Consider the following 12,847-nt stretch of genomic DNA (forward strand, 5'->3'; position numbering starts at 1 on the left):
CGACGCAATCCAGTCTTGCTTGTTTTCCTGGATTGCTTCGCTGCGCTCGCAATGACGGATAGCTACCGGAGAGCCCGCCGATGACCCTTTCCTATCCCGTCTCCAGCCTCATTGCGCATCCGCCGCGGTTGTCGCCTGGCTACCGCAGCACGCTGAAACGCTCGCCGCAAAAGCCGTTGATCCCGATGCGGCATACGCTGACAGAGCTGACCGGACCGGTGTACGGCCACGAGACCGTGCGCGAGAACGATCACGATCTCACCATCCAGGCCGCCGGCGAGCCGCTCGGCGAACGCATCATCGTGCACGGCCATGTGCTCGACGAAGACGGCCGCGGCGTGCCGAACGTGCTGGTCGAACTGTGGCAGGCCAATGCCTGCGGCCGCTACGTCCATGTGGTCGACCAGCATCCGGCGCCGCTCGACCCGAACTTTACCGGCGCGGGCCGCGCGAAGTCGGATGCGCAGGGCTATTACAAGTTCATCACCGTGAAGCCCGGCGCCTATCCCTGGGGCAACCATCACAACGCCTGGCGGCCGGCCCATATCCATTTCTCGGTGTTCGGCCATTCCTTCATCTCGCGATTGGTGACGCAGATGTATTTCCCCGGTGATCCCTTGTTCGAGTTCGATCCGATCTTCAATTCGGTGCCGGACGAGAAGGCGCGGATGCGGATGGTGTCGTCGTTCGACCTGGAGAATACCCAGCCGAATTGGGCGCTGTGCTACCGCTTCAACATTGTGCTGCGCGGCCATAACGCCACGCCGATGGAGACCAAGTAAGTGCAAAACGGCTTGACCCCCTCGCAGACCGTCGGCCCGTTCTTCAAATATGGGCTGACCCCGGATGGTAAATACGACTGGAACGACGCCTTCACCAACAATCTGGTGACGCCGGACACGTCGGGCGAGCGTATCCGCGTCGAAGGCCGGGTGTTCGACGGCGACGGCGCGCCGGTGCCGGATTGCATGCTGGAGATCTGGCAGGCCGATGCGCAGGGGCGGTTCTCCGATCCGCAGGATGCGCGCGCGCTGCCGAATTCGAGCTTCAAGGGATTCGGCCGCTGCGGCACCGATCCGAACGGCGACTATGTATTCGACACCATCAAGCCCGGTATTGTGCCCGATCCCGACGGCAAGCCGCAGGCGCCGCATCTGCTGCTGGCGATTTTCGCGCGCGGCATGCTGCTGCACAATTATACGCGGATTTATTTCGACGGCGAGGCGGGTAACGCCGCCGACCCGGTGATGGCGCTGGTGCCGGCCGACCGCCGCGCCACGCTGATCGCGACCCGCGAGACCAGCGGTGGCCGCGCCGTCTATCGATTCGATATTCGCTTGCAAGGCGACGAAGAGACGGTTTTTTTCGACGTGTAAGGGGTGGAGCGCGCCATAATGATCGAACGTCAGCAGGATGTCACGGTGGCCGCGACGTCCGTCATGGAGCGGACGTCCGATCCGCGGCTGCGCGAGATCATGGTATCTCTGGTCAAGCACCTCCACGGCTTTGTTCGTGACGTGCGGCTGACCGAAGCGGAATTCCGCGAAGCCGCCGCCATCGTCGGCGAGTTGGGCAAGCTCTCGACCGATACGCACAACGAAGTCATCCTGATCGCCGGCTCGCTGGGCGTCTCGTCGCTGGTATGCCTTCTGAACAATGGCGATCAGGGCAATACCGAGACCGCGCAATCCCTGCTCGGCCCGTTTTGGCGGCTGCACTCGCCCCATGTCGAGAACGGCGGCTCCATCGTCCGCTCCGCGACGCCCGGTCCGGCGCTGTTCGTCAACGGACGCGTGGTGGACCGGGCCGGCGATCCGGTAACTGGGGCGGAAGTGGACGTGTGGCACGCTTCGCCGGTGGGTCTTTACGAAAATCAGGATCCCGAACAGGCCGACATGAACCTGAGGGGCAAGTTCACCACGGACACCGACGGATGCTTCTCGTTCCGTTCGGTGATGATGATCGGTTATCCGATCCCGACCGACGGCGTGGTCGGGCGGCTGTTGAAGGCGCAGGACAGGCATCCCTATCGGCCGGCGCATCTCCACGCGCTGATCTTCAAACCGGGATTCAAGGTGTTGATTTCGCAGATCTACGATCCCGCCGATCCGCACATCGACAGCGACGTTCAGTTCGGCGTGACCAAGGCGTTGATCGGCAATTTCGTGCGCCATGACGAGGCGCATCCGACCGACCGCGATGTCGGTTCGCCCTGGTACTCGCTCGATCATGTCTACAAAATGGAAGCAGGCGACGCCGTGCTTCCGCGCCCGCCGATAAAATAGCGACGACGGGAAAGCTTGCGCGTCGCCGCGTGTAAAGCGTTACTCGGCCGCCTGCACTTCGCGGTCGATCTCGATCTCGATCGCGCCGGCCCGGATCAGCGGGATCAGGTCGCGGCCGATCGCGACCGTGTCTTGCGGATTTTCAAAACCACGCAGCAGGAACGAATGGATGCCGAGACGGTAATAGCGCAGCACCGCCGAGGCGACCTGTTCGGCGGTTCCGACCAGGCACGAGGTATTGCCGGGTGCGCCGGTGGCGCGCGCTATTCCCATCCACAGCCGCTCGTCATGCACATCGCCGCGCGCGGCGAACGCGACCAGGCGTTCGCTGGAATGGTTGCCCGGTTTGGGCGCCGGGCCGGTCTTGCGCTCGACATCCGCCAGCAGATGATGCGCCTTGTCCCACGCCTCTCCCTCGGTCGCCGCCATGATCGGGCGAAGCGACATGTTGAAGCCCACCTTGCGACCGAATTTGGCGGCACGGCGCCGGAAGTCATCGACGCGGGCGGCCGTCTCCGCGAGCGGCTCACCGAAGATCGCGAACACGTCGCAATATTCGGCGCCCATCTGCAACGCACCGTCGGACGAGCCGCCGAAGAACAGCGTGGGATAGGGCGACTGATAGGGCTTGATGTCGGAATAGGCGCCCTCGACCCGGTAGAATTCGCCACGGTGATTGAAGGGACTTTCGCTGCGCCACATCTTCTGCATGACCTCGAGATATTCGCCGCCGCGCCGGTAACGATCGGCCTTGGGCAGGAAGTCGCCCTCGCTGGCCTGATCCTGATCGGTGGTACCGGCAATGATATGCAGCGACATCCGCCCCTGCGTCAGCTGGTCGAAGGTCGCGACCTGTCGCGCCGCCAGCGCGGGCGCCACCGAACCCGGCCGGTGGGCGATCAGAAATTTTATCCGTTCGGTGTGCGTTGCCGCGTACTGCGCGATGCCAAAGCCTTCGGCCGCCGAGGCGTAATACCCCACCAGCACGGAATCATAATCCCACTGTTCGTGCAGCCGCGTGAAATCGATCACCCAGTCGCGCGAGATTTGTCCCTTGATCAGGTGGACCGCGACACCCTCCATCTGGGTGCCGATCATCCCGAGGATTTTTGCTGGCATGGCGTTCCCCTGTTCTTTTGGCGATTGATTGACGCCAAATAAACTCTCCGCCATCCGGGATGGCAAGGGGTCGACAAGGGGTCGAATACCTTCACCTCTCCCCGGCGGGGAGAGGTCGATTTGCTCCCGGCGATGCGAAGCATCGTCCGGTGCAAATCGGGTGAGGGCTCTTACACCAAATGAGGGGCCCTAACCCCTCACCCGGCGCTGCGCGCCGACCTCTCCCAACGGGAGAGGTGAAGGGAAATCGCGGCCGATTCAATCAATAATCATCGTGCGCTAATCGATCACGGCGTGTTCCGCGGCAGCCTGCTGGCCGCGCAGGGCTACCTTGGTCGAGCCGATCATGATCGCGAGCGGGATCGAGCCCAGGATGAAGAACATCACCAGCTGATAGTCCTGCGAGAACGCGATGATCTGCGCCTGGATCGCGACCATGGCATCGGCCAGCGCCCGGCCGCCGTCGGAACTCATGTCGATCAAGCCGCGCACGTTCGGCATCTGCATCGCATGGTTGAACGGAGTGATGTGCTCGGACAGGATCGCGTAGTCGCGCCGGCCGCCTTCGGTGAGCTGCGCGATCACGACGGAAATGCCGATCGAGCTGGCGACGTTGCGCATCAGGGTCAGCATCGAGGTGCCGTCGGTGCGCAGATGATTGGGTAAGGTCAGGAACGCCACCGTGCTCAGCGGCACGAACACCAGACCGAAGCCAAAGCCCTGCACGATGGAGACCGTCACGATCTCAGGCACGCCGGTCTGGTCGGTCCAGCCGGTCATGTAGAACAGCGAAAAGCCGGTCAGGCTGAGGCCGGCGATGATCAGCGTGCGTGCCTCGATATATTTCATCAGGCGGCCGACCAGCATCATGGCGACGAAGGTGCCGGAACCGCGGGTCGCCAGCAACAGGCCCGCGGTGATGATCGGATAGCCGATCACGTTCTGTAGATAGGGCGACGACAGTGCCATGGTCGAATACAGCACGAGCCCCATCACCGCCATGAACACGCAGCCGGAGACGAAATTCCGGTCCTTGAAGATCGCGAACTGGATGAACGGCTTTGGCGTGGTGAACGAATGCGCGAAGAAATAATAGAAGCCGACGGCCGCAACGATGAACTCGCCGATGATTTCATTGGATCCCAGCCAGCCAAGCTGCTCGCCGCGGTCGAGCGCGACCTGCAAGCTACCGATCCCGATCGCGAGCGCGAGAAACCCGAACCAGTCGAACCGCAGGTCAAGATTCTTGTTGGTCTCGTCCATGAAGATCATCAGGCCGGCCACCGTGACGATGCCGAACGGAATATTGACGAAGAACACCCAGTGCCAGGAATAGGTCTCGGTCAGCCACGCGCCCAACGAAGGGCCCATGATCGGGCCCATCATCACGCCCATGCCCCAGATTGCCATCGCCTTGGCGCGTTCATGCAGCGCGTAGGAATCCAGCATCACGGCTTGCGACAGCGGCACCAGCGCCGCGCCGAACACGCCTTGCAGCAGCCGGAACAGCACCATCTGGTTGATGTTCTGCGCCACGCCGCACATCACCGACGCAATGGTAAAGCCGGCCGAACAGATGATGAAAATACGCTTGCGGCCGAACCGGTTGGCGATCCAGCCCACCGGCGCGGTCATGATCGCGGCGGCGCAGATATACGACGTCAGCACCCAGTTGATCTGGTCCTGCGATGCCGAAAGGCTGCCCTGCATATAGGGCAGCGCGACATTGGCGATGGTGGTGTCCAGCGCCTGCATGATGGTCGCGGTCATCGCGCAGATCGTCACCATGTTCCGGCGCAGGCCGGGAACCGCGGATGAAACCGGGAGCGACGTCGGGCTCATCGCCGATCAGTCCTGGCTCGCCTGGGCCTTCGACAGGCCGAGCAATGCCGCGAGCGAACGCTGATGCCTGGTGTCGATCGTGGTGTAGGCGCTCATGCCGGCCTTCAGCCGCTGCACGTATTTGTCATTGCTGTCGAAATAGATCCGCACCGGCACGCGCTGCACCACCTTGACGAAATTGCCGGTGGCGTTCTGTGGCGGCAGGATCGCGAATTGCGCGCCGGTGCCGGGGCTCAGCGAGCCGATGGTGCCCTTGAACGCATGATCGGGGAACGCATCGACGTCGATGTCGACCTGCTGTCCGACCTCGACATGGGTGAAATCCGATTCCTTCAGGTTGGCATCGACCCAGGGCTGCGCGACGTCGATCACGGAGAACACCGGCGCGCCCGCCATCACGAAACGGCCGAGCTGGATCTGATCGACCTGGGTCGCGATGCCGCCCATCGGCGCGCGCATCACGGTATGGTCGAGGTTGCGTTCGGCCTGGGCCAGCGCCGCCTGGGCCTGGTAATAAGGCGGGAATTGCTCGAGCGGCAAATTGGCATCGCCGAGCAACTGGGTCTTGGCGTTGGAAAGCTGTTGCTGGACGAAAGCGGCTTCCGCCTGCGCGGTGACCAACGCGTTCGACGAATTGTCGAGGTCGAGCTGCGAGCCGAAATTGCTCTTGGCGAGCGTCGACTTACGCTCGACGTCCTTGTGCTTGAGGTCGATGGCCTGCTGCATCAGGTCGGCCATCTGGCCGTAAATCCCGATATTGGCGCGGAAATTGTTGTAGCTGGTCTTGGCCTGTGCGAGCGTCGCCTTGGCTTGGTCGACCGCAAGCCGGAACGGGATCGGATCGATCTCGAACAGCACGTCGCCCTGCTTGACGAGCTGTCCTTCGTGAACCACGACCTTTTCGATCTTGCCGGAGATGTCAGGCGTGATCAGCACCTTCTGCGCGCCGACATAGGCGTCGTCGGTCGTCACATAGCGGCCGCCATTGAGATAGAAGACGAAGCCTGTGATCACGGCCACGATCGGCAACACCACCAGCAACAGCACGCGGCGGTAGCGCTTCAGGCCGTCCACCAGCCGGCGACGCGGCGGCGCGGCGAGCTGCTTGCCCGCATCGGGCTGGCTGCCCTTCTGCTCGGGCGGGAATTTCAGGACGGGATCAGCCATAACGCGGTTCTTTCTTGGGAGATTCGCCCGGGGGAACCTGGATCGCGTTGCGCACGTTTTCCTTGATCGATTCCAGTTGGGCAAGCAGGCGATGCGCGTCCGACGGGTTGATGCCGTCGAGCGCGGTCGCGGTGATTTCGGAGCGCAGCCCGCTCAGTTTCCCGAGCAGCGGGCGGGCCGCCTTGCGCAGATAGAGCCGGTTGACGCGACGGTCGCTGTCATCGCCGCGGCGTTCGATCCAGCCATGGTCGGACAGCTTGTCGATCAGTCGGGTCAGCGTGATCGGCTGCATTTCCAGCTGTTCGGCGAGTTCGGTCTGTTTCAGACCCTCGCTGCGCTCGATCCTGGCCAGCACCGCCCATTGCGCGCGGGTAATGCCGTAACGCGCGGCCTGCCTGTCGGCATAAAGCCGGACCAGGCGGTGCAACTCGCCCAGCGTAAACAAAAAACTCGCGTCCGCGGAACCACGGGGCATCGGCATCTCTTCTCTATGAGCTTACATATAATAAGCTTGCTTATGATTTATTGATGGCAGCTTAATGGAAGGCTGACCCTCCGAAAGCACATGGCTTGAAAATTGGCAGGACAGGTCAGGTCCCTGGACAGGGGCTTGCCTTGGCGAGGACGGCTCGACTGGAACCAGTCCGGTCGGCGGCTCGATCCGTAATCAGGGCAGGAAAAAGGCACGGCGGCATTTGGGATTGCCGGGCTAAATGCTACATGTTGATGGCCATGACAGCCGCCAAACCGACATTTCCGGCACCGGATCACGACCACGACCGCTGCACCGCGGACGCGATGAGCCATGCCGAAGGGGTTTGCGCGAAACGGGCGCAGAAATTCACGCCGATCCGGCGTCGGGTGTTGCAGGCGCTGTTGTCCAGTCACCGGCCGCTGGGCGCCTATGAAGTGATCGACGAACTCGCCAAATCGATGCCGCGACCGGCGCCGATCACGGTGTATCGCGCGCTCGATTTCCTGATGGACAACAGTCTTGTCCACCGCATCGAAAGCCGCAACGCCTATCTCGCCTGCGCGCACGACCACGACACCGCCGCCATGGTGGCATTCCTGATCTGCGAGCACTGCGGTTCGGTCGGTGAAATTCCCGCAGCGCCGGTGGCGCAAAGCCTCAATGCCGCGGCGCGCTCTAGCGGCTTTACGCCGAAATTATCCGTGGTCGAGATCACCGGTACCTGCGCGCACTGCCAGGGCGCGCGATAAAGGCGCTCGATAAACAACACGGCGCCAAGCCGGTCACGAGGAATAATGCCGCCAAATCAAGTGACCTCCTCCGCCGGGAGTCCGCTCAGCGCGGGCGCTATCGCGCTGATGCTGATGTTGTGCGTGAGCTGGGGTTTTAATCAGATCGCGGTGAAGCTGGCATTGCCCGACGTTCCGCCGATGCTGCAGGCGATGATCCGCTCCTGCGGCGCGTTGCCGGTGATCCTTTGCATCGGCTGGCTGCGCGGCGTGAAATTCTTCCGGCGCGACGGCACGCTTGGCCCCGGGTTGTTCGCGGGGCTGCTGTTCGGCCTCGAATTCGTGCTGATCTATCGAGGGCTGTTGCTGACCTCGGCGTCGCGCGCGGTGGTATTTCTCTATGCGGCGCCGTTCTTCGTGGCGCTGGGCTCGCATCAGTTCCTGGGCGAGCGGCTGTCCGCGTTGCAATGGGGCGGGCTGGGCTTGAGCTTCGCCGGCGTCGCGCTGGCGATCGGCGTGCCCCAGCCCAATGTCAATGCCAGCGTATTGCTCGGCGATCTCATGGTGGTCGGCGGCGGTGCGTTGTGGGCCGCGACCACGCTGGTTGCCAAGGGCACGAGCTTGCGCAACGCGGCGGCCGAAAAGGTGCTCGGCTATCAGGTGGCGGTATCGATTCCGATCTTGGGATTTGCCGCCTGGGTTTCGGGCGAGACCATCACGCATCCGCCCGGTCCGCTGGCGGTCGCGCTATTGGCCTATCAGGCGTTCTGGGTGGTCGGGCTGACCTTCGTGCTGTGGTTCGCGCTGGTGAAAAACTATTCGGCCAGCAAATTGTCGGCCTTCACGTTTATCACGCCGCTGTTCGGTGTCGCGGCGAGCTATTTCATCATGCACGACACGCTGACCCCAGTGTTCGGCGCCGCCGCGCTGTTCGTGATCGCGGGGCTCTATCTCGTCAACAAGCCGGATCCGAAGCTGGTGCCTGATCCGAACGTTCCGGCGTGAGTTGAACAGCGCTCATCGATCGCTGAGATAGTCGATCGCCATCTTGGGAACGATAAGCCCAAAACTCATCGCCAGAATAATGGTGGCGGCCGTCGTGCCGTCGGCGATGGTCGCCCCGATCAGTTCGAGGTTCGGTTGCGATCCGCCGGCAATCTGCACGAGGCCGCTGGCCATTCTGAAAATGTAGACGCCCGGGATCATCGACACCACGGAGGCAAAGCCGATGGCCGCAAACGGCATGTGCCAACGGCGCGAGACCGGCGTGAGGACGAGCCCGACCACGACGCAAGCCACAAGGGCGCCGCCGGCGACACCGAAACCGAACATCGTGAGTGTCGCCCACCGCAGCGCATGGGCCACCATACCGACCGCTACCGGCCAGGGCAGCATCTGGGGTGGCATCGAGAAGAAGATGCCGTAAGCGGCCACGGCGACGCCGGCGGCAATCATGTCTTGCCACAAAGGCACGGTCTCGCCGGCCGCATCGGCCGGCAGCGAGACGCCGAGCGTCGCCAGTCCAAGCAGCAAGCCGATCGAGATCGCCGCCGTGACGAGCATCGCGTAGATCAAACGGGCGGCGCCGAGATGGATGCGGCCGTTGACGAGGTCCAGCACGCCGTTGAGGATGTGCGGCCCCGGCACCAGCACCATGCAAGGGCAGACCGCGACCAGACGCAGCGACGAACTCAACTGGTAACGCTCGGCGAGCGCGCCAATGATTCCGGCGAGGAGTGCCGCGCAAAAGGGCTGGACGAAGACGTTCGCGCTCAATCGCGACAGGCCGCGACGCAGCACCGCGCCGGCGCCGCCGCTGAGGAATATCAGCACGGCGGCGGCGGGTTGTTTGACGCCGAAGATCACGGCCAGGGCCATCGCGCCAGCCGCGGCGGCGAGCGTGAAAAGCCAGGTCGGCGCCGGTGGCGCCCGTGAGATGGCGCCGAGTACCCTCATCGCGGCCGCGGGCGCAACCTTGGCCGTTTCGACATCCTGGACCAGCCGCATCGCGGAAGCCACGCGGTCCATGTCCACGCCGGTGGGATCGGCGGCCAGCTGGGAGATCAGATTGACGTCTTTATCGCTGGATTGAAGCTGCAGTTCGCCCCAGCGCGGCATCAGCGTGACGCGCAATCCCAGCCGGCGCGCGAGCCCCTCGGTCGCCGCCACGGTCTGTTCGGTGGCTTGTCCGTTGACGAAGAGAATACCGGCGAGCGCGAGTACCAGATTGGATCGCTCATCCGACGGCATCTCAGCTTCTCCCAATCTGGTCTTGGCCGACGCTCAGGCGTCGCTTGCGACATAGGGGCTCACCATCTTCTTCGGATCGACGACCCGATCGAATTCGGCCTCCGTGACGAAGCCCAGTTGCAACGCGGCGGCCTTCAGCGTCAGATCGTTGTCCGTGGCGTAATGGGCGATCTTCGACGCCTCGTCGTAGCCGATGATCGGCGCAAGCGCGGTCACCAGCATCAGCGAACGCTCGACGTACTCGTTGATCTTCTTCAAATTGGGCTTGGTGCCCTCGACCAGGAATTTGCGGAAGTTCACGCAGCCATCGCTCATGATCGTGATGGAGTGGGCAATGTTGTAGATGATCAGCGGCTTGTAGACGTTCATTTCAAGGTAGCCGCCGGCGCCGCCAAAACCCACCGCGACGTCGTTGGCCATCACCTGCACCGCGACCATCGTCAGGGCTTCGCATTGGGTCGGATTGACCTTGCCCGGCATGATCGAGGAGCCCGGCTCGTTCTCGGGGATCTCCAATTCGGCAAATCCGGCGCGCGGTCCGCAGGACATCAGGCGAATGTCATTGGCGATCTTGTAGAGCGACACCGCCAAAGTGCGCAACGTTCCGGAGAGCTGAACCAGCGCGTCGTGGGCGCCCTGCACAGTGAACTTGTTGGGCGCGGTGACGAACGGCAGTCCCGTCAGCCTGGCGATTTCGGCGGCCGCCGCTTCCGCAAAGCCCGGCGCCGAGTTGATGCCGGTCCCGACCGCCGTGCCGCCAAGCGCCAGGCGATACACGCCGTGCAGGGCCATCTCGAGCCACTCCAGGGCCTCCGACAACATTCCGGTATAGCCGGACCATTCCTGACCCAGTGTCAGCGGCGTGGCGTCCTGCATGTGGGTGCGCCCGATCTTGACGATGTCGTTCCACGCCTGCGATTTCGCCGCGATCGCATCGCGCAACGCCGTGACCGCGGGGATCAGGCGCTGCTTCACGTTGACGGCGGCGGCGATATACATCGCGGACGGGAACGTGTCGTTCGACGACTGCGCCATGTTGACGTGGTCATTGGGGTGAACCGGAGCGTGGCTGCCAAGCGGCGTGCCTGCGAGTTGGCAGCAGCGGTTGGAGATCACTTCGTTGACATTCATGTTGAACTGGGTGCCGCTGCCGGTCATCCAGACATGCAGCGGAAACATGTCGTGGTGCTCGCCCGCGAGGATTTCGTCGCAGGCCTGAACGATCAATTTGTATCGCTGATCGTCAAGCCGCTTGTCGGCGTGGTTGGCAATGGCGCAGGCTTTCTTCAGGGTGGCGTACGCCGTGATCATCTCACGGGGCATCAGATCTTTGCCGATACTGAAATGCTCCAGGGAGCGCTGGGTTTGCGCGCCCCACAATTTGTCTTCGGGTACTTCGACAACACCGAGGCTGTCGGTCTCTTTCCTCATGCCGGCCATAGGTCTCTCCTACGTTGCAATGGGAACTAGGGAGGGTGGGTCGATCTCCTGCGATTGGCTTTACGCCTGGGGATTGGCGGGCGCTACGCCTTCTTCGGCGACCAGCGATAGGCCTTGATGCAGGCGCCGCCCATCAGCATGGCGCGCTCGCTGTCGCTGAGGCGGCTGTTGCTCAGGAAGGGCTCGACGGCCTGCTCGTAATTGACGACGGCGAAGGCGCGGGTCCAGTCGGTGCCCCACAGGCAACGCTCAAAACCCCAGGTGTCGAACACGCGGGCCAGCGGATCCCAGATGTCAGGAAAAGGATATGGCTCGCGCGACAACGTGCAGGCGCCGCTGACCTTGATCACGGCGTTCGGGCGCTTCGCAAGTTCCAGCACCTTCGGCAGGTCGGCCCAGGGCTCTGGCGGCGCCGGCGGCACGCGTGGCTGCAGGATACCGAGATGGTCGATGATGAAGCGCGTATCGGGATGGCGATCGACCAATGCGATGCCCGCGTCCAGATTGTCCCAGCACAACAGGTTGACCGGAAAATCGTGGCGAACCGCGGCGCGTGCAATCCGGTCGAGCCCGGGATGGTCAGGCGCGCGGTTGTTTTCCTTGGTCAGCATGATGCGGATCCCGACCGTCCCCGGTGTGTGCTTCCAGTCGGCGACCACATCGGCGACATCTGGATCATCCGGATCGACCGGCTTGACGATGGCGAGCCGACCGGGATGGGCGCGTTGCACGTCGACGGCATAGCTCGAATCATAGCGGTACATCGAAAAGGCCGAGATGAAGATCGCGCCATCGACGCCGACCTTGTCCATCGCCGCCACCATCTCGTCGCCGGTGACGTGATCGGGCCAGTTCGGCACGCTGTGCCACGGCCGCTTCGCCGTGTTGGCTTCATAGGCATGGACCTGGGAATCGACGATCGTCATCGGGGGCGGCTCCTCTGTGCCAAATAAGTGACAAGTCTGCGCAAGTCTTGGCCCAACACGTCTGGGCCGAACGATTTTGGACAATGCGGCGGGCCGGTGTCCAGAGCGCAAAGGCGCGGCAGCGTTGCTGCTTCGACGGTCGCAGGCGCTAGCTATTTATTGACAGCTTGAATGCGGGTAGAACTGGCTATCAAACGGCACTCAGGAGACGTCAGATGTTTATCGCCATGAACCGCTTCCAGGTCACCAAGGGGTCCGAAGCCGCCTTCGAGCATGTCTGGGCGTCACGCGACAGTCATCTCGACAAGGTGCCGGGCTTTGTCGAATTCCATTTGCTCAGGGGCCCCGAAGCCGAAGATCACACGCTGTATGCATCCCACACGATCTGGAGCAGCCGCGCCACCTTTGAGGCGTGGACCAAATCGGAGGCGTTTCGCGCCGCGCATGCCAGGGCCGGCGAAAACAAGCCGCTGTATCTCGGGCATCCTCAGTTCGAGGGTTTCGAGACGGTTCAGACCGTGAAAGGCGCCGCCACCGCGGCGGCGTGACGCCGTCGCGTCGATCCGCGATGATGGTATCATAGGTCGCCATCGTCGGAGATAATCAAGAAACCAG

At 62.9% G+C, this 12,847-nt stretch carries 13 protein-coding genes; 6 read left to right on the forward strand and 7 right to left on the reverse strand.

Annotated elements, in window-relative coordinates:
- Positions 1–80 precede the first annotated feature (80 nt).
- From pcaH to GSQ88_RS13170, 3 genes are read left to right on the forward strand one after another with little or no spacing between them, the layout of a single operon-like run.
- Positions 81–782, forward strand: a complete 702-nt coding sequence (gene pcaH / locus GSQ88_RS13160) for a protocatechuate 3,4-dioxygenase subunit beta (RefSeq protein ID WP_159008182.1) — start codon at positions 81–83, stop codon at positions 780–782.
- A complete protein-coding gene (gene pcaG, locus GSQ88_RS13165; protein ID WP_159008183.1) occupies positions 783–1,376 on the forward strand; it encodes a protocatechuate 3,4-dioxygenase subunit alpha in 594 nt (197 codons plus the stop codon).
- A 15-nt stretch (positions 1,377–1,391) separates the two neighbouring features.
- Positions 1,392–2,285 carry a dioxygenase family protein gene (locus GSQ88_RS13170; protein WP_174248003.1) on the forward strand — a complete coding sequence of 298 codons (894 nt, stop codon included), beginning with the start codon at positions 1,392–1,394 and terminating at the stop codon, positions 2,283–2,285.
- Positions 2,286–2,324: 39 nt separating this feature from the next.
- Here the strand turns inward: GSQ88_RS13170 and GSQ88_RS13175 are convergent, their stop codons facing one another.
- The 4 genes from GSQ88_RS13175 to GSQ88_RS13190 all read right to left on the reverse strand — a co-directional run bounded on the left by GSQ88_RS13175 (position 2,325) and on the right by GSQ88_RS13190 (position 6,888).
- Complete coding sequence (locus GSQ88_RS13175; protein ID WP_159008185.1) at positions 2,325–3,404, reverse strand: LLM class flavin-dependent oxidoreductase; 1,080 nt, start codon at positions 3,402–3,404, stop codon at positions 2,325–2,327.
- Positions 3,405–3,683: 279 nt separating this feature from the next.
- Positions 3,684–5,246 (reverse strand): MDR family MFS transporter, encoded by a 1,563-nt coding sequence (locus GSQ88_RS13180; protein ID WP_159008186.1) that lies wholly within the window; start codon positions 5,244–5,246, stop codon positions 3,684–3,686.
- A 6-nt stretch (positions 5,247–5,252) separates the two neighbouring features.
- Positions 5,253–6,413, reverse strand: coding sequence for an HlyD family secretion protein (locus GSQ88_RS13185; protein ID WP_159008187.1), 1,161 nt, complete (start codon positions 6,411–6,413; stop codon positions 5,253–5,255).
- Positions 6,406–6,888 (reverse strand): MarR family winged helix-turn-helix transcriptional regulator, encoded by a 483-nt coding sequence (locus GSQ88_RS13190; protein WP_159008188.1) that lies wholly within the window; start codon positions 6,886–6,888, stop codon positions 6,406–6,408. The genes GSQ88_RS13185 and GSQ88_RS13190 overlap by 8 nt, the downstream gene beginning before the upstream one ends.
- 257 nt (positions 6,889–7,145) lie before the next feature.
- Here GSQ88_RS13190 and GSQ88_RS13195 point away from each other — a divergent pair, with 257 nt between their 5' ends.
- Both GSQ88_RS13195 and GSQ88_RS13200 read left to right on the forward strand, forming a co-directional pair.
- Positions 7,146–7,637 (forward strand): Fur family transcriptional regulator, encoded by a 492-nt coding sequence (locus GSQ88_RS13195; protein WP_159008189.1) that lies wholly within the window; start codon positions 7,146–7,148, stop codon positions 7,635–7,637.
- Between the two features lie 108 nt (positions 7,638–7,745).
- Positions 7,746–8,621, forward strand: a complete 876-nt coding sequence (locus GSQ88_RS13200; RefSeq protein ID WP_159008270.1) for a DMT family transporter — start codon at positions 7,746–7,748, stop codon at positions 8,619–8,621.
- Between the two features lie 12 nt (positions 8,622–8,633).
- Here the strand turns inward: GSQ88_RS13200 and GSQ88_RS13205 are convergent, their stop codons facing one another.
- The 3 genes from GSQ88_RS13205 to GSQ88_RS13215 all read right to left on the reverse strand — a co-directional run bounded on the left by GSQ88_RS13205 (position 8,634) and on the right by GSQ88_RS13215 (position 12,232).
- On the reverse strand, positions 8,634–9,866 hold the full coding sequence (locus tag GSQ88_RS13205; protein WP_159008190.1) for a threonine/serine exporter family protein: 1,233 nt from the start codon (positions 9,864–9,866) through the stop codon (positions 8,634–8,636).
- A 33-nt stretch (positions 9,867–9,899) separates the two neighbouring features.
- On the reverse strand, positions 9,900–11,306 hold the full coding sequence (gene fumC / locus GSQ88_RS13210; protein ID WP_159008191.1) for a class II fumarate hydratase: 1,407 nt from the start codon (positions 11,304–11,306) through the stop codon (positions 9,900–9,902).
- A gap of 83 nt (positions 11,307–11,389) precedes the next feature.
- Complete coding sequence (locus GSQ88_RS13215) at positions 11,390–12,232, reverse strand: amidohydrolase family protein (RefSeq protein WP_159008192.1); 843 nt, start codon at positions 12,230–12,232, stop codon at positions 11,390–11,392.
- A 215-nt stretch (positions 12,233–12,447) separates the two neighbouring features.
- Between GSQ88_RS13215 and hmuQ the strand changes: the two genes are divergently transcribed.
- Positions 12,448–12,780, forward strand: coding sequence for a heme-degrading protein HmuQ (gene hmuQ, locus GSQ88_RS13220; protein ID WP_159008193.1), 333 nt, complete (start codon positions 12,448–12,450; stop codon positions 12,778–12,780).
- Positions 12,781–12,847 lie beyond the last annotated feature (67 nt).

The sequence above is a fragment of the Bradyrhizobium sp. S69 genome, from assembly GCF_009766005.1.
Classification (GTDB): Bacteria; Pseudomonadota; Alphaproteobacteria; order Rhizobiales; family Xanthobacteraceae; genus Bradyrhizobium.

Excerpts from the sequence above, each read along its gene's own strand:
- GSQ88_RS13195 (WP_159008189.1), top strand. The coding sequence starts at position 7,146 with ATGACAGCCGCCAAACCGACATTTCCGGCACCGGATCACGACCACGAC.
- GSQ88_RS13175 (WP_159008185.1), bottom strand. The coding sequence starts at position 3,404 with ATGCCAGCAAAAATCCTCGGGATGATCGGCACCCAGATGGAGGGTGTC.
- hmuQ (WP_159008193.1), top strand. The coding sequence starts at position 12,448 with ATGTTTATCGCCATGAACCGCTTCCAGGTCACCAAGGGGTCCGAAGCC.
- fumC (WP_159008191.1), bottom strand. The coding sequence starts at position 11,306 with ATGGCCGGCATGAGGAAAGAGACCGACAGCCTCGGTGTTGTCGAAGTA.
- GSQ88_RS13215 (WP_159008192.1), bottom strand. The coding sequence starts at position 12,232 with ATGACGATCGTCGATTCCCAGGTCCATGCCTATGAAGCCAACACGGCG.
- pcaH (WP_159008182.1), top strand. The coding sequence starts at position 81 with ATGACCCTTTCCTATCCCGTCTCCAGCCTCATTGCGCATCCGCCGCGG.
- GSQ88_RS13205 (WP_159008190.1), bottom strand. The coding sequence starts at position 9,866 with ATGCCGTCGGATGAGCGATCCAATCTGGTACTCGCGCTCGCCGGTATT.
- GSQ88_RS13190 (WP_159008188.1), bottom strand. The coding sequence starts at position 6,888 with ATGCCCCGTGGTTCCGCGGACGCGAGTTTTTTGTTTACGCTGGGCGAG.
- GSQ88_RS13185 (WP_159008187.1), bottom strand. The coding sequence starts at position 6,413 with ATGGCTGATCCCGTCCTGAAATTCCCGCCCGAGCAGAAGGGCAGCCAG.
- GSQ88_RS13200 (WP_159008270.1), top strand. The coding sequence starts at position 7,746 with ATGCTGATGTTGTGCGTGAGCTGGGGTTTTAATCAGATCGCGGTGAAG.
- GSQ88_RS13180 (WP_159008186.1), bottom strand. The coding sequence starts at position 5,246 with ATGAGCCCGACGTCGCTCCCGGTTTCATCCGCGGTTCCCGGCCTGCGC.